The sequence below is a fragment of the Bacteroidota bacterium genome (genome assembly GCA_016706865.1).
GTDB lineage: Bacteria > Bacteroidota > Bacteroidia > Chitinophagales > BACL12 > UBA7236.
Genome location: JADJIS010000003.1, coordinates 306,339 through 329,902, shown reverse-complemented (window position 1 = coordinate 329,902; position 23,564 = coordinate 306,339). Strand labels below are relative to the sequence as shown.

The window sequence follows — 23,564 nt, the reverse complement described above, 5'->3', positions numbered from 1 at the left end:
ATTTGAACATTTTCATCGTTAATAGAAAAAATCAAATTAAATTTGAACTTAAATATCAAAAGAACACCCTTAAATTATGAATAAAATAAATATTTCGCTGTTTGCACTGATAGTTATTGGTTTTCAATGTGTTTATGCACAACAAACCATTATGAAATCTGAAACGCCACAGGAGTTGACCGAGGCGGAGGCAATGGAAAAGTTCGAGCGTTTTCTGTCCATAGTTGACGATCGTTATATGGATGATGTGGATGCAGGTAAATTGGTTGAGGACGCCATAGTGGAGGTGCTGACCAAGCTGGACCCGCATTCTGTTTACTTTACCGAGGATGAACTTAAGGAAGCCAACGAGCCTTTGGAGGGCAATTTTGAAGGCGTTGGAATTCAATTCAACCTTTTGAACGACACTATCATCGTAGTTGGGGTTATTTCCGGCGGACCAAGCGAAAAGGTTGGACTTATGGCTGGAGATAAGATAGTTAGGATAAATGAGGAAGAAGTGGCCGGTATTGGGATGTCAAATAAAGGTGTAACCGATCGGTTACGCGGCAAAAAGGGAACCGATGTAACAGTGTTTATCGACCGAAAAGGTGCCAAAAAGACACTTGAGTTTAAAATTACCAGAGATGTAATACCATTATATAGTGTTGATGCGAAATATATGGCTGAACCTGAAACTGGTTACATCCGTGTGAGTAAATTTGCCGCAACTACCACAGAAGAGTTCAAATTGGCACTCAAGGAGTTACAGGCGCAGGGTATGCAAAACCTTATTCTTGATCTTCGCGGAAATGGCGGAGGATATCTGAATGCAGCGATTGATATGGCAAACGAGTTTCTTCCTGCAAACCGACTTATCGTTTATACAGAAGGAAAAGCCTATCCCCGTCAGGATGCAAATTCGGTTGGCGACGGAACTATGTTAAAGGGAAAGGTTATTGTGTTAATTGACGAAGGATCTGCATCTGCGAGTGAGATCGTAACAGGTGCCTTGCAGGATTGGGATCGCGCTTTGGTAATTGGAAGGAGAAGTTTTGGTAAAGGACTGGTTCAGCGTTCATTTAATTTACCTGATGGCTCTGCAATGAGACTTACCGTTTCCCGATATTATACTCCTTCCGGAAGATGTATTCAAAAATCGTATGAGGATGGATTAGAAGCATACCATAGTGAATTAGGTGAACGATATCGCGATGGCGAATTGCTTGGAGATTCCGTTTATCATTATCCCGATTCTCTCACATTTTATACAAGCGGTAAACGTGTTGTATATGGTGGTGGTGGAATTATGCCTGATATTTATATCGCTTTGGATACAACTTGGGCTACCGATTATTATGCTGAAGTTGTTGGAAAAGGAATTGTAAATCAATTTTCATTGACTTATGTAAACGATAACCGAAACGCTCTTACCAAAGAATATGCAAGTGCAATGGAATTCAACAAAGAATTTGTTTTGACAGAAAAATTATGGCAACAATTTTTTGATTATGCCGCGGCTGATAGTGTTGTGAAAAATGAGGCAGATTTTAAATTGTGTGAGGATAAACTTGCAACAGTAATAAAAGCAGTAATTGCCCGCGACCTATTTAATTTTGAAGCGTATTGGATCGTAGTGAATTCAAATGATGAAGCTTATCTTAAAGCGCTGAGTTCATTAAAAGACCAAACATTTCAAAATTTGAAGATAGCAGGGAAATAAATTTAAATAATTAAATAATTTACGCCTTTGTGAATTTGCCTTAGAGAGGCATTTTTACAAAGGCGTAAAATTAATTCTTCACAAACACAACAGATGCTTCACCACTTGCAGTTTGTAGCTTTATAACATAGGCTCCACTTGCAAATTTACTGATATTGATCGTTTGAGGATTTAAAAGTTTAGCATCGGAATAAATAATACTTCCTGTAACATTTACGATCTCAATAGAACATTGTTCGTTACCGGAATATTCGATAAATAACATCTCACTTGCCGGATTCGGATAAATATTTAATTGCGATAATAGAATATTATTTGTTTGCAAACCTTCATCAATAGATCCATTACAATCATCATCCGCACCATTTAAAATTTCTTCAGCTCCGGGATAAATATCAGGATTGGTATCATCACAATCTGTATTATTTATTACAAAACCTTCCGGTAATTCGCAACTAAGTGAATCCGCTGCAATATTGCCGTAATTATCGCTATCGGCATCTTCAAACGAATGCATATAGATTAAATTATCATCCACAATTCCATCACAATCATCATCCAGATAATTACAAAGTTCTTCTGCTCCGGGATACATGTTATTATTTCCATCATTACAATCAGTAGAATCCAAAACATAGCCTGAAACTTCCTCAAAACAAGAAATTAAATACACATCCGCATTACCAAATCCATCCCCATCCGCATCAACAAAAAAAGTATAAAAAATTAAACCCTCATCAATATCTATATTACAATTATCATCAATTGAATTACATATTTCCGTTGCTGCAGCATTTATAAAAAAATTGGTATCATCACAATCGGTACTATCCAACACAAAACCGCTCAAAATAAAACAGGAAACAGAATCATTTAACACATTACCATATCCATCATTATCTGTATCCATAAACCAATGAAAAGCTGTTGCATCTTCATCTATTAATCCATTGCAGTTATCGTCAATGGCATTACAAATATCTGTTGCAGTTGGAAAGATCAAATTATTTGTATCATCACAATCACTACTGTCAGCAACAAAACCCATTGGCGTATTGCAGGCAATTGAATCCATATCAATATTACCGAAACCATCCCCGTCTGCATCTGCATAAAAAACCGTATTACAATAGCCGAGTTTTACGATCCATACATCATAAGCACCATGATTTCCAATTACATCACCGTCATTTATACCTCCATTATGCCCTATGACAATAACATTGCTATCCGATGTTATAATTAAATCAAAAGCTTTATCTGTCTCTGAACAACCGAGAGCCTTTTGCCATATCAAATTACCGGTTTTGTTTATTTTCAAAACCCAAAAATCACCATCTCCATGCTGGCCACTAACATCCATGTTATTGGAACCAGTAAAACCGGCAATAACGTATCCTGAATCAATAACATTTACGACAATATCGGCCTCCTCGGGCCCTGACCCCCCTAAAGCTAACTGCCATTCAATTCCGCCTAAATTATTTAATTTCAGAGACCACCAATCAGTCGGTCCACCATGAAATCCCGACACATCTCCATTGTTGGAATCAGTTTGACCGACAACAATGCATCCTCCATCTCCTGTGGCTTTTATTGAGTAGGCTACATCAAAAAGAGTTCCTCCATAAGTTCTTTCCCATTCTATAGTGCCAACAGAATCAATCTTTATCACCCAAAAATCGGCAAATCCTTTATTTTCTGCAACATCTCCGTCATCGGATTCGGATTTACCCGCTACTATATATTCTCCGTCAGAAGTTTGAGTTATAGAATATCCATAATCATAATCAGAACCACCATAACATTTTTGCCATTGTATATTTGCTTCAGCATCCAGCTTAACTACCCAAAAATCCATACTCCCGTGATTACCGCTTACATCATGATCTTCTGATCCTGCGGTTGCACCTACCATTATAAAACCACCATCGAGTGTATTAATGATGCATTCTCCATATTCTCCACCTATTCCACCATAAGAACGATCCCATATAAGCTCTCCTGCCTGTGAAATCTTTACCATCCAAATATCGTTTTCACCTATTGGGTTGGAAATATCCCCATCCGATGATACCGTATAACCTAAAATTAAATAGGAACTATCAGTGGTAATTACGCCGGATTTGCAATATTCAAGCGCCGACCCTCCGATGGTTTTTTGCCACTCAATATTTAGATTAGAATCTAACTTAAATATCCAATAGTCATAAATTCCTTTGTTTTCAGTTACATCAAAATCTATTGAGGCTGCCTGACCAAAAACAATATACCCTTTATCTGCAGTTTCAATTATTTTAGATCCAATATCACCGTTTGTACCTCCGTAATTCCGCTGCCACATAATTTCGGGAGCTTGAGCTATACCGGAATCAGTGTCAACGAAGAAAATCAGAATTAAGGCGAAAAACCTATTCATGGTGAAAATTACCTGTGATTTTTAATAAAAGTAATAGTTTTTTTGCATTTGTGAAAAGTTATGCCTAAATCTGCATAAGATTATAATATAGTTACCCGAATACTATAAGGCTAAAACCATCAGTATCATATTTTATTATTCTCACTTCTAAAATGTATTTTTATGAAAATCACATCATTTTTTAACACGTTGTTATTAATTAAAGGCCAACTTTATCGTTTCCTTCTTTTAATGATTCCATTGTTGACTTGCAATATTTATGGTAAATCAGAAAATTTTGCAATTTTTCTATCCGATTCAGGTTCCAGCTATTGTTCTCCGGATACAATTCCGATGTTTACTGAAGGCGACACTATAGAAACTTATTTGGACGGCGAAAGTTTGGTTTATGTACTTTTTGAAGATACCTCTGCTACTCAGGACAGCATAGAAATGTTGTTATGGGAATTTACCGATAACCAGCCACATATTTTAATTGAATTTTCTGATAATGCGGCTCCAATTCAACAAGGGTTTTATGGTTTTAATGTGGGTAACATCTTTTTACCTGGACATGCCTATGAACCCGAATTTGAATTAGCTTACGGGGAGGACCCAACACCATTTGATCTATTAAGCGCGTTAAAACCAAATGTTTTGCGATTCCCGGCAGGTCAATCCAGTACCTTTATGCAACCGCTTGGTTCCAATTATACCAGTGATCCACTTGACGACAATTACGGCAACCTAAATGGTGGTTACGGATATGATATTGAAAGTATGATTCGATATTATGATATGACTGATGGGACAGGCGATGTTTTAGACCCGCCAATGGATATGCCTACCTTACTCACAACCCTTGAAACAGACATTTATGGGGTTCCGGCCGGTTGTGACGATTGTGATGAGTGGATGACCTTGGAGGCTGTAAAAGATTTCACCGACAAATACCGCCTCTGGCACGATCAGGTAAATTTTGACCCAGGTATTTTGACATACGAAGAAATGCCGGACTTATATATCAATGATTTTATCCTTTTGATAAAAAAAATTGAAGACGATAATCCCGGTCATGTGGTAGATGTTATTTATTGTGCTGATATATTAAATCAGACTGCTGATGATGTTGTACAAGTAATTAGTTATTTACTCGACAATACAATATATGATGTACATGTGGTGGGTGTGGAATTAGGAAATGAAGTTTATGCACCGTTTTTTGCTAGTACGATCGGTTTTACTACAAGTGCTCCTGATGAAGTATCACTCGTAAATGATTTTGAACATTACTGGGATTATATAAATGGTGGTGAATATTCCGGTTTAACCGGGTGGTCAACTTCTGAACTGGAATATGTAATGCCGGATGATGTAGAGATGGATCATAATTTTATCTCAAGGCTAAAGATAACTGAAAGTACCGAAGATATTAAAATAGGGTTACCTGCTACCCCACATCGTGCCTGCGATGAATTCATTTTTATTAATGATGACCCACGCGATGATTATGAAGCTGAATTTCTGTCCGAACCCTGTCCATATCCGCAATGGAATATTGATTTGGCAACATATTATTCCGAGGAAATTGAAGAGCATTATGCCTTTGATGCGGTAATTATTCATAACTATATTAGCCCTAAAGGATCATCTTATGCGGGATTAAACTATATGGATATTATTTTACCACCGGATGATAATTGTTTAGACGGAGATTACGACTTTGATGTGGATATTGTACCCTATACTGATGGTGTTTGGGACTATGAAGATATGGATGAAAGGCTTGAATGCGCATACTACGGTCTTATCGGCTTAGGTAATTTACCAGGTAACTTTCATCAAGATATAAAAACCAACATTGAAGATGCACAGGAAGACCATGCAAATTATTTGCATTTTCTGGCAACAGATGACGGTCCGGAGGTTAAAGAACAATGGGTAACAGAATCTTCGGTAAGTACAGATCTTTCTGATGAATTTGAAGACATAAAACCTTATATAGGTGTTGTTGCAAATAGTTTTTTGCAGGCATAAGTAACACAAGAATGGATTCTAAAAAACGTAAAAATGAACTTTATTGGAGCTGCAAGGGACAATTTTTTTACCTATAATACCCAACAGAATTTCCTGGGAGGCGTACCCACCGATTTTATGACACCAACAGATAAACAGGACCAGCTTGAATTAGGTGTAGTGCCACTTTGCACAACAGCAATCGTGGACAACCATTATGCACCCAGAATTACCTATCACGATATGACCCTTGTCAAAGAAATATTTAATGGTGATTATCAGTATCTAAAAACAACCACAACTATGTACAGCGGCAACCCAAATTTGCCTCCAACTGTATTTATTATGCCGAGCGAAAATAAAATATTGGTAGCATACACTAATGTTCGTCCTACTACACAAACATATTATTTGGATCCGAATGAGGTGACTGAGTTTTATGGCGATCTTAATGTTTCCCTAAACGATAACCCTATTAGTATTTATTACATAAAAGCCGATCAATTATATTCCTCTTCGGGCAAATGCAGTATATTTGATATTAATAATTTTTATAATACTTGTAGCGACAGCTATCTTAACCGCTTTGAAATTACTTCCACTTCTTCCGAAACGAATACCGGTACCTGTTCAGGAGGCTGGGGTGTTACAGATGGAGTATGTGTAAAAGTTCCAGCTAATTCAATCGGATATTTTATAATTGATGTGGAACCTTATATGCGTTTAGGTGCACCAGAAGACATGTTTAAAATTTATCCAAATCCATCCTCCACCTATTTTACTTTATTAAACGAAAATCCCGAGTTTAATACAGAAGAAGATGTAAAAATTGATGTCTACTCCGCTGCCGGTGCATTTCAAAAATCAAGTGTAATTAAAGTTGGAGATCAAGTGGATATTTCTGACCTTCCTGTTGGTGTTTATTTATTGCAGCTTTCGCAAAATAACATACAAGTAGAATATGAGGTACTGGTAAAAATGAAATAAAATTCATATATTAAAATAAAAAAGCTGTTCGATTGCGAACAGCTTTTTTATTTTAATATAACTTTCTAACACCACAATCCAAAAACAAAAATTAATACTCATAATTGAATTATATAACTCGTTTATTTGATTTTACAAACTACATAATTAATATTTAGCACTTAATTAAAATCCTGTTTCATCTCCAATTTTTTAATAGCATCCTCCAATGTTTGTTTTACCTGAGGATTTGGATCCAATGCCAAACCTGATTTTGCATATTTAAGGGCATTGGAATAATCACCATTTGCAGAATATCCTCTTGCTAGTCCGAGATTCGTAACATAATCTTTAGGATATTTTTTATAATTGATCAAAAATATTTCCAGTGCTTCCTTATTTCTTTTCTGCACCTGCAATCCTCTTGCATAATAATGAATGTCCATCATAGATGCGGTTGGATCATTAATGGCAACCAACATAATGCTATCACTCTGTGCAACTTTTCCTAAAGCCCTTAATACTCCGGCCTTACATGAATAACTGGTAAAATTTTTCCTTCCGAAAAAGGGTTCCTCAATTGCATAATTCGCCCAGGTTAATGCTTCATTGAGATTTCTGTTATTTTGCACACAATAATTTGCAGCATTCACCCATGCCATATAATCAAAACCTGTTTCTCCTTTTAATTCGTTGCGCATGGTGTTGATATATAATTCAACAATATCTTCCACAGAAAATTTTACTGGCACTTTTAAATTTTCCCATTCCATTGCAACAATACAACTTGATGGTTGCCTGTCGATAAATTCATAGTTAAGCCATTCATGATAATTATTTTTTTCGGGTTTAACCTTTACACGTAAAACATCATCTTTAACCTCATAAAAAAAACTTCCCCACGAAGTGGAATTAGATGAAAATATCACTGTCCATTCTTCGGCGCCAGGAATAAAATGTAATCCATAAATACCTGCCTTTAATTTTTTTCCCTCTACAAGAATATCATGTGTGAAATTAATAGTTGTATTTTCATTCGCACCTCCACGCCAAGGGGAAGGATTTGCATCGGTTGATAATCCGAATTGCTGATTCGATAAACCATAAGGCACTAATTCACCCCAAATATGTCCGGTTCTGTCTTCGCCATTAAGTCCATGTACATCCGGCGACGAATAATTGATGGTAATTCCAACCATCCCCATATATTGGGTCACAATTGATTTTTGATTATCGCCGCTTGGTGGTAGTGTAAGTTGCGCGGATAATTTATTACCCAGGGAATTCCAGATTAAAAGAATTAATCCTAATCGTATAATTTTAATCATAAAATATATTTTGTGTTAAAATTATTCCTAATTTTATAGTGCATGTATTTTCAAAAAGTTAATACTTGTTAAAATAAAATGTTATAGGAATGTTACTAGGACAGAAAAGTTTAATCTTTTTAAATTTCTGCTACTTCAACTAAATCGCTGAAATAAACCTTAAGTTAAATCACATTAAAAAGCCAAATACATTAATAATTTTACAAAATGAAAAACAAAACTATCAGTCAAAAAGTAACATTTGATACCTCACCGGAAGTATTATACGATATGCTCATGCAGGAAAAAAAACATGCCGCTTTTACAGGAGCGGAAGCCAAAATTACCAATCGTATCGGAGGGAAATTTTCTGCCTGGGATAACTATATTACTGGCAAAAATATTTTGTTGGAAAAAGGAAAAAAGATAGTGCAGGAATGGTGGTGTGCCGATTTGCCTGATGGGCATATAACCATTATTACCTTTTCATTTTCAGTTATCAAAAAGAACAGCACTCAATTGGAGTTTATGCAAACCAATGTACCACCCGATCAATATGAAGCTCTGGCCAAGGGTTGGCAAGATTTTTACTGGACTCCCATGAAAGAATACTTGGCAGAATTGTAATCGTAAAATTTCTCCGACTCAGTCATTTATTTGCAATTAAACACCCAATTTTCAGCAAATCCATCTTTATAGTCCATTTGTTGATAGCAATAAAGTGTCCACAATAAAATTTAATTACCTTTGAACTACAATAAATCATTCTAAATGAAACTTAAAATTTTTACTCCTCTTACAATTCTGTTTTTATCTTTTGGTTTTCAGGTTAAAGCACAGTTAAATGTAGAATTACTCGGTCACCTTGATTATGGTGGCGATCAACTTTCAAATCTTACAGGCTGGGCAAGCGGTACGGGTAAGGAATATGCAATTGTGGGCACCTACAACGGAACTTCCATTGTTGATGTAACCGATCCTGCTTCGCCAAATGAAGTACAATTTGTAGATGGAAATAATAGTATCTGGCGCGAAGTGCGCACCTGGAGCAATTATGCTTATGTTGTTACTGAAAACGGCGGCGGATTATTATGTATCGATCTTTCAGGACTTCCTTTTACAATTGATTTCAATTATACCGATTGTGGTGTTGGTTTAGAAACCGGCCATACTGTTTTTGCTGATGAGAATGGGGTTGTGCACGTTTTCGGCTCAAATCTCGGAAACGGCGGTGACCAGATGTTCGATGCAAATACGGATCCAATGAACCCAACCTATTTAGGAGAAGTTGAGGATTGGTACATTCACGACGGGTTTGTGAGAGGCGATACGCTTTGGGCTGGTAATATTTATGAAGGACAGTTCTCTGTTTGGGATATCTCAGATAAAACCTCTCCCGATCTTTTGGCAACTCAAATAACTCCTTACGAATTTACCCATAATGTTTGGTTAACCGACGATAACAAATATCTTTTCTCCACCGATGAAGTTACCAATGCTACTGTAGCTTCCTATGATGTATCTGATCTTACAGATATTAAGGAACTCGGCCAGTTCAGAGCAAATCCGGGTACGAGTTCAATCCCACATAATACAATGGTTGTGGGTGATTTTTTAGTTACTGCATATTATCGCGATGGAGTTATCATTACCGATGCTCATTATCCTGATAACATGATAAAAACAGGAAATTATGACACCTCTCCCCTTTCCGGCGATGGGTTTAACGGATGCTGGGGTTCATGGCCTTATCTTCCTTCAGGAAATATTATAGCAAGCGACATGGAGGAAGGATTATTTATTTTGGGACCTACCTATGTTTCTGCATGTTATTTGGAAGGTTTAGTTACCGATTTAGAAACAGGTGCACCCATTTTTGGAGCGGAAGTTAGTTTTACCGCAGTAGGTGTTGTAGATGCAACAACTAATTTAACCGGAGATTATCACACAGGTATTTTTGCATCGGGTTTATATGATATTACTTTTTCGAAAACAGGATATGCTGATCTCACAATTCCTTCTGTAAATTTATCAAACGGTGTAGTTACAATAGTTAATGCAGAACTAGACCCTCTTGTAACTTTTGCAATTAGCGGTCAGATCACTGATATGGTTTCCGGAGTTGGTATAGCAAATGCGGATGTATTATTCAGAAGTCCGGCTTATACTTTTCAAACTGTGACCGACGGCTCAGGAAATTATACTCTTCCATCGGTGTATGAAGATTCTTATACTATGTTTTCAGGGAAATGGGGTCATGTAACTGATGATGCGGATGTGGATGTAATTCCTGGTGGAGTATATTCTATGACCCTGGCATCAGGTTTTTACGACGATTTTATTTTCCAAAACGACTGGATCGTGTCCGGAACATCCGATGTTGGTGTTTGGGAAAAGATGAGCCATTTGGCACAAATTCCGGTCCCTTCCAATCAAATCCTGAATTAGATGAAACAGGCGACTTTGGTGATGATGCATATATAACCGGTAATTCCGAATTTGGCGGAGCAGGGGAAGATGATGTGGATGAAGGAACTGCTATTTTAACTTCACCGGTTATGGATCTGAGTTCATATCTCAATCCTAAACTTACATACTCACGTTGGTTTTTTAACGGAGGTGGTGCAGGATCTCCTAACGATACTTTAAGAATTTTCATTAATAACGGTGTTAGTGATGTATTGGTTGATGCAATAAATGGAACTTCAACCGAAATGAGCGAATGGGTGCCTGTTGAAATTTCGATGGCGGATTATATTGCTATCACTTCAACAATGACGGTTCGTTTCAGAACTGCTGATCAAGCAGCAACCGGCCATCTAGTTGAAGCTGGGGTTGATTTATTTTTTGTTAATGATGATGTAACATCAGCGCCAACTGCAGCATTTAGTTCAAATGTTACCTCTGGTTGTGCTCCTCTTACAGTGATTTTTGATGATAATTCAGTAGGCGCAAGCTCATGGTCATGGACTTTCGACGGAGGAACTCCTTCCACTTCAACAGAGCAAAACCCAACAGTTTTGTATTCTACTCCCGGAACTTATGCTGTAACCCTTGTTGCAACAAATATGTTAGGCTCCGATGAATCGACCGTTGCAAGTTATGTAACCGCTGAATTATGTAATGCAATTGAGGATGAAAATATCAGTAAACTTATAACAGCTTTCCCCAACCCTTTTATGAATTCTGTAACAATTAATGTTGAAGGAATTTCCGGGGCTGATATGCTTACTGTAACAGATATCACAGGAAGAATCATGGAAACTTTAGAGGTTAGTGGTGATCATATAACACATAATTTCGGTAAAAATTTACCGGCGGGAGTATATCATGTTAATCTTTTAAAACAGCAAAATATTATCGGTTCCCTGGAACTTATCAAGGCAGAATAAAAGAAATATCGATAAAAAAAATTGCCACCCGAAAGCGGTGGCAATTTTTTTAGGATGATCTCATTTCCTATATCGACTGTCAATTTTGTAGGTTTTATGCATTATTTTGGCTTTTAGAGTAATTGCAGAGCTTATATTCAGTAAAAAGGGCAACAAATCTTCGAAACTTCAATCCAACCACCTATATTTGCACCTCTTTTAAAAAAGGTTCATAACATTATTAAAATCAAACACTAACACAAAATCTATATGCAATCAAAAGGTCTCGTTCAGTTCTTTTTTGGTGCGATGTTACTGGTGTGTTTATACCAGTTATCATTTACTTGGGTAGCAAACCGTGAAGGAAAAAAAGCTGAAAACTATGCAGAGCAAGGCATAGACCCATCTCTAAAAGGTGAAGAACGCAAAATCGCATTATCGGATAAGAAGAGTGAATACTTTTCTCAAAATGCCGATAAAACCGTTTACAATATTGGTATTGCAAAATACAGTTATGAAGATGTAAAAAAGAGAGCCCTGAATCTTGGACTTGACCTTCAAGGAGGTATGAGTGTGGTTTTGGAAGTATCTAAGTATGATCTTGTAAAACAATTGGCATCCAACCCTAAGGACACAAAGTTTTTAGCTGCGTTAGACAAAGCACGCAGTCAGGAAGCCAAAGGCGATGGTGACCTTATTGAATTGTTTGGTGAATATTACCTGGAATCCAATCCTAATGCCCAACTTATCACTTTATTCAGCAACACCGCAAATGTTGATGAATTACCAAGAACTTCCACTAACTCGGAAGTAATTGGCTGGTTAAAAACTACTGCCGACGAAGGTGTTGAATCTACCTATACAAAATTAAAAGAACGTATCGACAGATTTGGCGTTTCGCAACCTTACGTAACCTTGCAAAAAAGCACCGGTAGAATTATGGTGGAGTTGCCGGGCGTAGATAATCCTAAACGTGCAAGAGAACTTTTGCAATCAACTGCAAATCTTCAATTCTGGTTAGTTTGGTCTTATGGCGAGATCGGTGGTTCCATTAATCAAGCAAATAATGTATTACTTTCTCAGGAAGAAGGTAATGATACGGATACTGCTGCCACTATTATTCCTGTTGTTGATGACACATCAAATGTTGCCAGCAACGACACTATTACTGATAATAATTTTTTAGCTGCCAATGATACTTTAAATGAAGAGGATACTTCTGCAGTAAATGATGAAGAAACAGGTGGTCCTCTTGTAGACATACTAACACTTGCTCAGGATGCCGGATCCCCTATTATTGGAACGGTTGCCGAAGCGGATACTTTCCAATTGATGAAATATTTGAAGACGGAAGAAGTGTTGGCACAGTTTCCACCAAATATTATTTTCATGTTATCCTCTAAGCCAAATGAAACAACAAAGGCTTATGATCTTTATGCAATAAAATCTGACCCTGATAGTGATCAACCATTATTGGATGGTGCTGTAGTAAAAAGTGCGTCACCAGACAGAGACCCAATGAGTGGAAAGATTCAGATCAGTATGTCGATGAAACCCGATGGGGCAAGAAAATGGAAAGATATTACCACAGCAAATGTTGGTCAATTTATAGCAATTACCTTAGATAACAGAGTATATTCAGCTCCCCGTGTAAATGAACCAATCCCTGGCGGACGTTCACAAATTTCGGGTGATTTTACTACGGAAGAATCCATTGACCTTTCTAATATTTTGGAAGTAGGTAAATTACCGGTTCCATCCAGAATTGTTCAGGAAGATATTGTTGGACCATCACTTGGTGCTGAAGCTATTCGCATTGGTATCATTTCGTTGTTACTCGGTTTAATACTTGTAATCGTGTTCATGGTATTTTATTATTCCACCGCGGGTATGGTTGCCGATCTTGCTTTGTTTGCGAATATATTTTTCATTTTTGGAGTGCTCGCATCCATTGGTGCAACATTAACCTTACCTGGTATTGCGGGATTGGTTTTAACAATGGGTATGGCAGTGGATGCCAACGTAATCATTTATGAACGTATCAGGGAGGAATTAGCGAAAGGAAAAAGTATGGTCAAGGCAATTGCCGATGGTTACAGCGGTTCCTATTCCGCAATTATTGACTCCAATTTAACAACACTCATTATTGCATTAATACTTGTGAACTTCGGAACAGGTCCTGTTAAAGGATTTGCAGTTGTGTTGATGATTGGTATTATTGCTTCCATGTTCTGTTCTATTTTAATCACCCGTTTAATTTTAGACTGGATGGTTAAAAATGGTAAACCAATCAAATACTTCACAAACTTTACAAAAGGTGCCTTTAAAAATATCAATTACAATTTCATGGGCAATCGCCGCAAGGGATATATTTTCTCTATTTCGATCACCGTAATTGGTTTAATTGTAATGTTTACTTCCGGATGGAATTTAGGAGTTGATTTTAAAGGTGGAAGAAGTTATACTGTGCGATTTGAACAACCTATTGATGCAGATAAGGTAAGAAATGAATTGTCTGATTTCGATCCGGGTGTGCAGGTTAAAACATTCAGCAGCAGCGATAAATTAAAGATCACTACAGGTTATATGATCGATAATCCTGATCCGTCAACGGATAGTCTTGTAAGTCAGGAATTATTTAAACAATTATCCGGATTGTATACCAATGTAGATTTCAATACCTGGGATTCAAATTTTAAAGAAAGCCAGATGAAGGTAGAGCCTACAATAGCCGACGATATTCAGCGATCTGCTTTGAAGGCGATTTTACTTGCACTCGGCGCTATATTTATTTATATTGTAATTCGATTCCGCAAATGGCAATTCGGTGTAGGAGCATTACTTTCATTATTGCACGATGCATTTATGGTGCTTGCAATGTTTTCTATACTTAAAAATATAATGCCATTCTCGCTGGAATTAAATGAAACATTTATCGCCGCCATTCTAACAGTTATTGGATATTCCATTAACGATACCGTGGTGGTATTCGACAGGATTCGTGAATATTTAAGAGAAAGTAAATCCGGAACTATTCCCGAAATATTCAACTCCGCAATTAACCAAACCTTAAGCAGAACAATGATCACTTCCTTAACAACATTAATGTCAATTGTTGTTTTATTAATTTTCGGAAATGAAAATATTCAGGGTTTTGCATTCGCATTATTTGTCGGTATTGCATTCGGTCTTATTCCTCAGTATTCGTAGCTTCTGCAGTTGCAGTTGATATGTATAAAAAAGAGGATCATAAAAAGAATGCGGAAGATGTAATGAATAAGTAAGCTAAGATTCGAAGGGAGAAGATTCGAAGAATCGAAGGGAAGGTTCTAAGGAAGAAAAAAGGAAGGAAGTTGGGTAAGATTTAAAAAGGTCTTACTTTACTTTTTTCCTTTTTTCTTTTCAAGGGAGAAGAGAGGAGAAAGGAGAAAGGTGTTTAAATTTCTTGCGAAATTTTTTGGTATGTGCCATTAGTGAGACCCTCGCTGGGAGCGAGAGCCTCCTCACCCCCTGTTTTTTGTTGGTTAATCAAATTTTTTAAATATATTATACAAATTTTTTCCCATCCGTTTCCGTTTTTCCTGATACTTGATACCTGATTCTGATACTCTCTTCTGCCATTAGTGAGACCCTCGCTGAAAGCGAGAGCCTCACTATCATCTGAAAAAAATTCTAAATCCCACCGTTTGTTTTCCTATTTCCTTTTCCAATGTCCTGTGTCAGTCCCGTGTCCCGTATCCCATATCCCCTACCCCTACCCCTATTAAAATCAAGAACAATTTTTGCTGATATATAATCTATACCCCATCTTTACGTTTCTATATGCAGATGAAAAGAATCACATTTACAACCCTTCTGATCATAATCGGATCAATAACCTTTGCTCAACCAGTTACGCAGGCGAATGCCAGCAAAAAGCTCAGAAATACCTTGATGAAGGTGTTCAACGGGCCATGGCGAAATACCTCGACAAAGCTGTAGAAAGTTTTACCAATGCAACAATTGAGGAACCGAATTTTGTTACCGCCTGGATTTATCTTGGGGATGCTTATAGGAATTTAAAAAAATGATTCCATGGCTGTGGAATCTTATACACATGCCGTTGATCTGGATCCTGATGGAGAAGTTTGGGTTTATACTAAACTTGCCGGAGCAGAAGGAAATATGGGAATGTATGATGAAGCACTGGAACATATTATACTTTTTCTCTCTAATCCGGAAGTAACAGGCGATCCACGTATTAAAGCAAACAGATTAAAAACAAATTTCACCTTTGCAAAAGCAGCAGTTTTAAATCCGGTGGATTTTAATCCTGTAAATATGGGAGATGCTATTAACAGCGAATTCCCGGAATATTTTCCTTCGTTATCGGTTGATGGATCGGGCATTTGTTATGACGAGAAGAATTCCCGTAGTTCCTCCCGTTACCGACCCTCGAAATCCCAATGTAGACCAGGAAGATTTTTATATCTCTTATTTTAGGGATGGAGCATGGACACCTGCCGAAAACATGGGAGCTCCTATCAATAACAAATTAAATCAAGGGGCTCAGAATATTTCTGCAGATGGACGTTATCTGTTTTATACTTCCTGCGATGATGATGAAAATGGATATGGAAGTTGTGACCTTTATTATTCCATTAAAATTGGAAATGTATGGTCAAATCCGGAAAACTGTGGCACCATTATTAATTCCGGCGATTGGGAATCACAACCCTCCGTTTCTGCTGATGGACGCAATTTATTTTTTAGCAGTGCCCGTTCCGGAACCGTTGGAAGTTATGACCTCTGGATGGCAAGCATTGGCGACGACGGATATTGGGAAGAACCGGTAAATCTTGGTAAAACTATAAATACACCTTATTCCGAACAATGCCCATTCATTCATCCCGATGGGCATAAACATTATATTTTTCCAGTGAAGGTCATCCGGGTATGGGTGGCTCTGATATATTTTATTCCAAACGCGATGAAAATGGTGATTGGTCAAAACCCGTTAATCTTGGTTATCCAATAAATACTAAGAACAGAGAGATCAGTTTATCTGTTTCGGCAAATGGAACAACTGCTTATTTTTCCAGCGACAGAGGAAAAAAATTAGGCGAACTCGACATTTATTCCTTTGAATTACCCGCCGATGTTCAGGCCGATCCTGTAACCTGGGTGAAGGCAATTGTTACGGATAAAACTACAAGGCTCCCATTAAAAGCAAATGTTCAATTAGTAGATCTGCAGACAGGAACCATGATAGCAACCTCCATTTCTGACCCAAAGTCAGGCGAATTTCTTATAGTGCTCCCTATCGGTAAAGAATACAGTTTATTTGTGCAAAGAGAAGGTTATTTATTTCATTCGGAGAACTTTAGTTTATTAACTGCCATTCCAAATAAGCCCTATATCATTAATGTGGAATTACAACCAATAAATGCCGGAGAAATTCTCACTCTTAAAAATATTTTCTTTGAAACTGCGTCTGCAGGATTATTATCTGTTTCACAAACGGAATTAAATAAAGTTGTGGAAATGATGTCAAAAAAATCCTACAATGAAGATCAGGGTAAATGGACATACCGATAATATTGGGATGGAATCTGATAATTTAAAATTATCGCTCGACAGGTCGTTAAGCGTGAAGAATTACCTAATTGAACATGGCATAAGTGCAGATCGATCACAAACAAAGGTTTTGGCGAAACAAAACCAATAGATATAAACACCAGTGAAACCGGAAGAGCAAATAATCGTAGAACAGAAATAGAAATTTTGAGTTTGTAATAAATCTATAATATCATTTAATTATTAATTTCATCTAAAACAACCAGACACTAAAAAACAGCCTCTTAATTTTGTAACCTATAAATTCACCGGCTATGAAAATCGATGTAACAGGAACTATCCCTATTGTTGACGGAGAAAAGATTACGCAAAAAGAATTTGAATTAAATTATTTAAAACCACAACAACCTGTAATTCTGCGGGGCTTATGGAAACAATTTCCTGCCTACTCAAAATGGAATTACGATTTTTTTAAAACCATAATGGCTGGACACAGAGGTGGGCCTCTATAGCAGCTCAAAAGCTGATCCCAGCCAAACTTTATCGGTTCCCACTGTTAAAATGAAATTCAGCGATTATCTCGATTTAATTGAAAGAGAACCGACAGATCTGCGATTATTTTTATTTCCAATATTTAAATATAAGCCGGAATTACTGAAAGATTTCAGTTATCCTTCCATCACAAAGGGATATATAAAACTTCCCTTTATGTTTTTTGGTCCGAAGAATTCGGTTACACGTATGCATCAGGATATTGATATGAGTAATGTTTTTCTAACTCAGTTTGAAGGTAAAAAACGCGTTATATTATTCGCACCCGATCAATCCGATCTTTTATATAAACTTCCATTTAATGTTCATTCCACTGTAGATATTGAAAAACCCGATTTTGAAACATATCCCGGATTAAAATATGTAAAGGGAATGACCGGGATTCTGGAATATGGCGATACACTATTCATGCCTTCGGGTTATTGGCACCACATTGAATATGCTGAGGGCGGATATGGATTAAGTGTAAGAACAAGAGCATCTTCATTTCCAATTTTATTGAGAGGTGCTTATAACCTAATTATTCAACGCAGATTAGACGATATTATGCGCAAACTATTCGGTCAAAAATGGTTCAACCTTAAAAAAGCATTGCTCGTAAACGCGCTGATCGGGCAATTAAAGAAATTGAAAGGAGGGAAGAAAACCGAGGGTGGCAATTGGGCGGACGTGAGGCGTGAATCGGCAATCGTGAATCGTGAATCCGTTGCAGGTTGCGGAGGATGAGTAATGAGCAGCCTGCCGACTGCGTCAGCGTCAGGCAGGTAATGAGTTTGAACCACGTCAGCTAAAACTTTTTACTCCTGACTAATGACTTCTGACAACTGCTTCGTGTCCTATGTCCTATGTCCTATGTCCTGTGTCCTATGTCCCATTTCCTATTTCCCCTACCCCTTTACCATCAATTTGATTATTTTTGTTGCACTCCACGCAAAACACGAAAAAAACAGCCATTCATAATAAATAATGCATAAACCATCCTCCTCCTTTCTATCCCGCTTATGCATCTTATTGGGAATACTTTTTTCTGCGTCATTATCCTTTTCCCAACAATTCCATTTAAAAAATTATCGCATTAACGACGGGTTAGCAGGCATTTCTGTAACTTGTATATTACAAGATTCCAGAGGTTATATCTGGATAGGAACAAAAGATGGTGGTATATCGCGTTTTGATGGGAAAACTTTTGTTAATTATAATAAACAATCAGGGGTTGGAGACAATGCCATTAATTGTTTATTTGAGGACAAAGCTGGAAATATCTGGATAGGCACGCAAAAAAATGGAGTAACTAAATTTAATGGGTATGAATTTATTCAATACAATAAATCATCAATAAAAAATATTGATAAAATTTTCAGCGATAGTTCAGGAACAATTTTATTATATAGTTTTCCTCAATTATATAAACTTCAAGGTGATAGCATTGTAGAAAATACAGATACCCGATACTCAAGCGGAATTCAAAATTTTTTCAGAGCCGGAGGACCTAAAGCCTATCAATCTATTGTTGATAGAAATGGCAATAAATGGATCGCTACATACAGTGGTATCTATACCATCAAAAAGAATTTGTGGAAAAAGAAGATGCTCTTGATCACAAAACACAATTTATTTTAAATGGAGAAAACAATGAAGTTTCCGCATCCTGTTTAATGCAGGATCGCGAAGGAAATATTTGGATAGGCACGGATTTTAACGGACTATACATGTTTTACGACGGAGCATTTTCAAACTTTAATAATTTACCATCGCTTCAAAATATTTATATAACTGATGTAAAACATATTGATGATACAATAATACTTGGCACGTCTGAAGGATTAAAGAAAATTAAAACAACTGTTGTAGGAAATAATTTTAATGATGAGATAATAAATATTCCCGGATTTAAATCCACTTCACAAATTAATTGTATTTATTCCAACAACTCGAACTTTCTAATAGCAGCAGATGAGAATAATAATTTTATTCAATATGATGGAAAATTCAGCCATTTTCGAATACAGGAAATTCCCGATCAAAGTCAGATAACTGCCATTACAGTCGACCGAAATAAAAATATCTGGATAGGCACCAATAATAATGGAGTTTATATTAAATCCAAAACAGGAATAATACACTACTCTATAAATGATTCACTTTCCACCAATTTAATTACAGAATTGGTAATGGATTCCAATGGTAATATCTGGATCGGGACTGAAGATCAGGGTGTAATTAAATACGATGGAAATACCTTCGAGAATTACACCTATTTCGACAATGGATTGATCAATAATAACATTTCCTGTATTACCGAAGACAAAAACGGATTGCTTTGGTTTGGAAGTCCCGATGCCGGTATATGTAGTTTTAATGGAGAGGATTTCTCTTTTTTTACCGATAATGATGTTTTGACCTCCAATAATGTTTTTTCCATCACCTTTGATAATAACGGAAATTTATGGGTTGGATTAAATGATGGTGTTGATCAATTAATATTTAATGCGGACACCACTATAACAACAAAACATTTTGATGCTTTTGACGGATTCACCGGAATTAAGAATAATAAAAAAGCTATTTATTGTGATGTAAACAATCGCGTTTGGTTTGGCACTGTGAGTGGTTTATTTCGTTATAATCCGCAGGAGGATATAATAGGTAAAACCCAACCGCTAGTGGAACTTCGAAATATCCGTCTATTTTACGAAACTGCAGATTGGGGACCATATTCAGATACCACCTCAGGTTGGTATAATCTTCCCGTGAATTTACATCTGCCCTACGATCAAAATACTTTAACCTTCGACTTCAGTGCAATATTTTTTTCTGTGCATGAAAAAATCAAATATTCCGTTATGTTGGAAGGTGCAGAAGAAACCTGGACAAATATTGGAAATACCGCGTTCATGACCTATTCCAATTTAAAACCGGGTTCTTACACATTTTTAGTAAAAGCACAAAATGCGGATGGAGTTTGGAGCGAACCTATCTCCTATTCATTTCTCATAAAAAAAACCTTTTTGGGCCACCTTATTATTTCAGATCACATGTGGAATTTTAATTCTTTCATTATTATTTCTACTTAATTATTTACGCAACCGGCAATTGCGCAAAAGAGCAAATCAATTGGAAGAAACAGTTACTCTTCGCACCACGGAACTCGAACAACAAAAAGTAAAAGCAGTGGAATCAGCAGAAAGAGCTGAACGTTCTGAGAAAGCGAAAGAAGAATTCCTTGCGAATATGAGTCATGAAATTCGAACTCCCATGAATGCAATTTTAGGTATGACGCGTTTGTTGTTGGATAAAGATCCCTTGGCAACTCAATTAAAATATCTGAATGCAATTAAACAGTCCTCCGATAATTTATTATATATAATCAATGATATCCTCGATCTTTCAAAAATTCAGGCCGGAAAAATGGAACTGGAACAAATTACATTTAATATCAGAAGTCAGTTATTTAATTTTAAGGAGATCATGAAATTTAAATCGGAGGAAAAAAATATAGGTTTTGATATTACTATTGCTGATGATGTTCCGGAATATATAATAGGTGATCCGGTGCGTTTAAATCAGATATTAATTAATTTAACAGGTAATGCAATTAAATTTACGGATGAAGGACATGTATTTTTAAAATGCAAATTAATTTCCTCTCAAAATAATATTGCAACAATCGCCTTTGCCATTGAAGATACCGGAGTTGGAATTCCTGCAGATAAACTGGATAGTATTTTTGAAAATTTTTCACAGGCTGATAAAGCTACTACACGCAAATTTGGCGGTACAGGTTTGGGATTGAGTATCAGTAAAAATCTCACCGCACTTTACAATGGTGAAATTAATGTAAGCAGCGAACCGGGTAAGGGATCGGTTTTTACAGTTACCATTCCTTTCGAAATTGCTGATGCATCACAAATGGAAAAGGAAGAAGAATTAACTATTATTTCCGGAACAGAATTAAATAATTTTAGAATTTTGTTGGTGGAGGATAATATGTTCAACCAAATGGTGGCTATCGACAGCATAGAAAGTATGTTTAAGGATGCAAAGGTGGAGGTTGCTGAAAATGGACAAATAGCACTCGACAAACTCAACGCCGATCATTATGATATCATTCTAATGGATGTTCAGATGCCGGTTATGGATGGATATGAAGCGGCAAAAACTATTCGCAAACTTTCCAATATTCCTAAAAGCAAAACACCTATAGTGGCAATGACTGCCAGCGTAATTAAAAGCGAGGTGGATAAATGTTACGAAAGTGGAATGGATGATTTTATTTCCAAACCATTCGAACCGGAAGACCTCCGACAAAAGATATTAAAATATGCAACAACTAAAAATACCCTTAATTAATACGCAGCTTATTGTAGAACCTCCATCATGGCAAACATGGTGGATATACAGTATTTCTGTGATCGGAATTGCAGCATTTATTTATTATATCATTCGCAAAAGAATTCGCGATGCAGCCGTTGATCAGCGTTTGTTAAGAGAACGTGTTCGGGAGAAAACAAAAGAATTGGAAGCACAAAAAGAACGTGCGGAATATTCGGAAAGGGTGAAGGAACAATTTCTTGCAAACATGAGCCACGAGATCAGAACACCAATGAACGCAATATTGGGAGTTACCAGATTATTATTGGAAAAAGATCCGCGCAGCGATCAATTAAAATATTTGAATGCAATTAAACATGCTTCCGATAATTTATTGGTGATCATAAACGACATACTTGATCTTTCGAAAATAGAAGCCGGTAAAATAAATTTTGAACGCATCCCTTTCGATCTACGCAACGAAATTTTATCAGTAATAGATACCATAAAAGTAAATGCGGATGAAAAACATTTAGCACTAAATTATGTCGTTGAAGAATCTATTCCAAATACCATTTCGGGCGATCCATACAGGTTAAGTCAGATACTATTGAATTTGGTGGGTAATGCAATTAAATTTACCGAAAAAGGAGGTGTTACAATTCGGGTTACCAGGGTAAGTGAACAATCCAATAATATTGAATTAATGTTTAGTGTGGAAGATACAGGTATAGGTATTGCCAAAGACAAACTGGATTATATTTTCGATATGTTTACCCAGGAAACCAGCAGCACAACACGTAAATTTGGCGGTTCGGGATTAGGACTTGCTATTTGTAAAAAATTGGTGGAATTGCAGGGCGGAACAATTCATGTGGAAAGTGAACCGGGAAAAGGTTCTGTATTCAGTTTTAAAATTAAATATCAGATAGAAAAAAATATTCCTGTATCGGAAATAGAAACTAAAGAAGAACCAACAATTAAAAATAATTTAAAAGGTTTGCGGATCTTATTGGCAGAGGATAATGAATTTAATCAGATGGTTGCTGTGGATACTTTGGAAAGTGCTATTGAAAACGTAAGGGTTGATATTGCAAAAACTGGTAAAGAAGCAGTGGACATGTTGAACACAAATGCATATGACATTGTTTTAATGGATATTCAGATGCCCGAAATGGATGGACATGAGGCAACTAAACTTATCAGAAGCAGTCACGATAATAAAATAAATGCAATTCCCATTATTGCCATGACTGCCAGTGTGATAAAAGCAGAAGTGGATAAATGTTTTGAAAGCGGGATGAATGAATTTGTTGGGAAACCATTTTCCGTAGATGAATTATTGGAAAAAATTTCGAAAATGATCAATCAAAAATAAAATAGAG

Annotated in this window: 20 protein-coding genes; 18 read left to right on the top strand and 2 right to left on the bottom strand. The window is 36.7% G+C overall.

The genetic code is table 11. The features are described from left to right. The first annotated feature begins 76 nt into the window (after nt 1–76). On the top strand, nt 77–1,702 hold the full coding sequence (locus IPI31_11005; protein MBK7568338.1) for a S41 family peptidase: 1,626 nt from the start codon (nt 77–79) through the stop codon (nt 1,700–1,702). A gap of 70 nt (nt 1,703–1,772) precedes the next feature. On the opposite strand, the gene IPI31_11000 is transcribed toward IPI31_11005, so the two are convergent. Continuing rightward, complete coding sequence (locus IPI31_11000) at nt 1,773–4,121, bottom strand: T9SS type A sorting domain-containing protein (protein ID MBK7568337.1); 2,349 nt, start codon at nt 4,119–4,121, stop codon at nt 1,773–1,775. 162 nt (nt 4,122–4,283) lie between these two features. On the opposite strand from IPI31_11000, the gene IPI31_10995 reads away from it, so the two are divergent. Beyond that, nucleotides 4,284–6,137: a hypothetical protein gene (locus tag IPI31_10995; protein MBK7568336.1), complete on the top strand. Its 1,854-nt coding sequence runs from the start codon at nt 4,284–4,286 to the stop codon at nt 6,135–6,137. A gap of 33 nt (nt 6,138–6,170) precedes the next feature. Beyond that, nucleotides 6,171–7,103, top strand: a complete 933-nt coding sequence (locus IPI31_10990) for a T9SS type A sorting domain-containing protein (GenBank protein ID MBK7568335.1) — start codon at nt 6,171–6,173, stop codon at nt 7,101–7,103. Between the two features lie 161 nt (nt 7,104–7,264). Here IPI31_10990 and IPI31_10985 read toward each other — a convergent pair whose 3' ends face one another. Further along, complete coding sequence (locus IPI31_10985; GenBank protein MBK7568334.1) at nt 7,265–8,410, bottom strand: DUF2911 domain-containing protein; 1,146 nt, start codon at nt 8,408–8,410, stop codon at nt 7,265–7,267. Nucleotides 8,411–8,617: 207 nt separating this feature from the next. Between IPI31_10985 and IPI31_10980 the strand changes: the two genes are divergently transcribed. From IPI31_10980 to IPI31_10910, 15 genes are all read left to right on the top strand, one after another. Continuing rightward, nucleotides 8,618–9,016, top strand: coding sequence for an SRPBCC domain-containing protein (locus IPI31_10980; GenBank protein MBK7568333.1), 399 nt, complete (start codon nt 8,618–8,620; stop codon nt 9,014–9,016). A 144-nt stretch (nt 9,017–9,160) separates the two neighbouring features. Continuing rightward, nucleotides 9,161–10,837, top strand: a complete 1,677-nt coding sequence (locus tag IPI31_10975; protein MBK7568332.1) for a choice-of-anchor B family protein — start codon at nt 9,161–9,163, stop codon at nt 10,835–10,837. Beyond that, nucleotides 10,777–11,781, top strand: a complete 1,005-nt coding sequence (locus IPI31_10970) for a PKD domain-containing protein (protein MBK7568331.1) — start codon at nt 10,777–10,779, stop codon at nt 11,779–11,781. Before IPI31_10975 ends, IPI31_10970 begins: the two co-directional genes overlap by 61 nt. A gap of 249 nt (nt 11,782–12,030) precedes the next feature. Then, on the top strand, nt 12,031–14,970 hold the full coding sequence (gene secDF, locus IPI31_10965) for a protein translocase subunit SecDF (GenBank protein MBK7568330.1): 2,940 nt from the start codon (nt 12,031–12,033) through the stop codon (nt 14,968–14,970). Nucleotides 14,971–15,542: 572 nt separating this feature from the next. Further along, on the top strand, nt 15,543–15,830 hold the full coding sequence (locus IPI31_10960) for a hypothetical protein (GenBank protein MBK7568329.1): 288 nt from the start codon (nt 15,543–15,545) through the stop codon (nt 15,828–15,830). A gap of 4 nt (nt 15,831–15,834) precedes the next feature. Further along, nucleotides 15,835–16,242 (top strand): hypothetical protein, encoded by a 408-nt coding sequence (locus tag IPI31_10955; protein MBK7568328.1) that lies wholly within the window; start codon nt 15,835–15,837, stop codon nt 16,240–16,242. Beyond that, entirely contained in the window at nt 16,154–16,777 is a 624-nt protein-coding gene (locus tag IPI31_10950; protein ID MBK7568327.1) for a PD40 domain-containing protein, read from the top strand. The genes IPI31_10955 and IPI31_10950 overlap by 89 nt, the downstream gene beginning before the upstream one ends. Continuing rightward, entirely contained in the window at nt 16,696–17,337 is a 642-nt protein-coding gene (locus tag IPI31_10945) for a PD40 domain-containing protein (protein MBK7568326.1), read from the top strand. Before IPI31_10950 ends, IPI31_10945 begins: the two co-directional genes overlap by 82 nt. After that, entirely contained in the window at nt 17,306–17,467 is a 162-nt protein-coding gene (locus IPI31_10940; protein MBK7568325.1) for an OmpA family protein, read from the top strand. The genes IPI31_10945 and IPI31_10940 overlap by 32 nt, the downstream gene beginning before the upstream one ends. Before the next feature lie 163 nt (nt 17,468–17,630). Continuing rightward, on the top strand, nt 17,631–17,828 hold the full coding sequence (locus IPI31_10935; GenBank protein MBK7568324.1) for a hypothetical protein: 198 nt from the start codon (nt 17,631–17,633) through the stop codon (nt 17,826–17,828). A 49-nt stretch (nt 17,829–17,877) separates the two neighbouring features. Then, entirely contained in the window at nt 17,878–18,594 is a 717-nt protein-coding gene (locus tag IPI31_10930; protein ID MBK7568323.1) for a cupin-like domain-containing protein, read from the top strand. Between the two features lie 240 nt (nt 18,595–18,834). Continuing rightward, complete coding sequence (locus IPI31_10925) at nt 18,835–19,488, top strand: hypothetical protein (GenBank protein MBK7568322.1); 654 nt, start codon at nt 18,835–18,837, stop codon at nt 19,486–19,488. Next, on the top strand, nt 19,398–20,942 hold the full coding sequence (locus IPI31_10920; protein ID MBK7568321.1) for a hypothetical protein: 1,545 nt from the start codon (nt 19,398–19,400) through the stop codon (nt 20,940–20,942). Before IPI31_10925 ends, IPI31_10920 begins: the two co-directional genes overlap by 91 nt. Nucleotides 20,943–20,961: 19 nt before the next feature. Further along, the gene (locus IPI31_10915) at nt 20,962–22,218 is read left to right on the top strand and encodes a response regulator (protein MBK7568320.1); all 1,257 of its coding nucleotides are present in this window, start codon (nt 20,962–20,964) and stop codon (nt 22,216–22,218) included. Continuing rightward, complete coding sequence (locus IPI31_10910) at nt 22,190–23,557, top strand: response regulator (GenBank protein ID MBK7568319.1); 1,368 nt, start codon at nt 22,190–22,192, stop codon at nt 23,555–23,557. The genes IPI31_10915 and IPI31_10910 overlap by 29 nt, the downstream gene beginning before the upstream one ends. The last annotated feature ends 7 nt before the right edge of the window (nt 23,558–23,564 follow it).

Coding starts and splice junctions, on each gene's coding strand:
- IPI31_11005 (MBK7568338.1), top strand. CDS start 77: ATGAATAAAATAAATATTTCGCTGTTTGCACTGATAGTTATTGGTTTT.
- IPI31_11000 (MBK7568337.1), bottom strand. CDS start 4,121: ATGAATAGGTTTTTCGCCTTAATTCTGATTTTCTTCGTTGACACTGAT.
- IPI31_10995 (MBK7568336.1), top strand. CDS start 4,284: ATGAAAATCACATCATTTTTTAACACGTTGTTATTAATTAAAGGCCAA.
- IPI31_10990 (MBK7568335.1), top strand. CDS start 6,171: ATGAACTTTATTGGAGCTGCAAGGGACAATTTTTTTACCTATAATACC.
- IPI31_10985 (MBK7568334.1), bottom strand. CDS start 8,410: ATGATTAAAATTATACGATTAGGATTAATTCTTTTAATCTGGAATTCC.
- IPI31_10980 (MBK7568333.1), top strand. CDS start 8,618: ATGAAAAACAAAACTATCAGTCAAAAAGTAACATTTGATACCTCACCG.
- IPI31_10975 (MBK7568332.1), top strand. CDS start 9,161: ATGAAACTTAAAATTTTTACTCCTCTTACAATTCTGTTTTTATCTTTT.
- secDF (MBK7568330.1), top strand. CDS start 12,031: ATGCAATCAAAAGGTCTCGTTCAGTTCTTTTTTGGTGCGATGTTACTG.
- IPI31_10955 (MBK7568328.1), top strand. CDS start 15,835: ATGGCTGTGGAATCTTATACACATGCCGTTGATCTGGATCCTGATGGA.
- IPI31_10950 (MBK7568327.1), top strand. CDS start 16,154: ATGACGAGAAGAATTCCCGTAGTTCCTCCCGTTACCGACCCTCGAAAT.
- IPI31_10945 (MBK7568326.1), top strand. CDS start 16,696: ATGGGTGGCTCTGATATATTTTATTCCAAACGCGATGAAAATGGTGAT.
- IPI31_10940 (MBK7568325.1), top strand. CDS start 17,306: ATGAAGATCAGGGTAAATGGACATACCGATAATATTGGGATGGAATCT.
- IPI31_10935 (MBK7568324.1), top strand. CDS start 17,631: ATGAAAATCGATGTAACAGGAACTATCCCTATTGTTGACGGAGAAAAG.
- IPI31_10930 (MBK7568323.1), top strand. CDS start 17,878: ATGAAATTCAGCGATTATCTCGATTTAATTGAAAGAGAACCGACAGAT.
- IPI31_10925 (MBK7568322.1), top strand. CDS start 18,835: ATGCATAAACCATCCTCCTCCTTTCTATCCCGCTTATGCATCTTATTG.
- IPI31_10920 (MBK7568321.1), top strand. CDS start 19,398: ATGGATCGCTACATACAGTGGTATCTATACCATCAAAAAGAATTTGTG.
- IPI31_10910 (MBK7568319.1), top strand. CDS start 22,190: ATGCAACAACTAAAAATACCCTTAATTAATACGCAGCTTATTGTAGAA.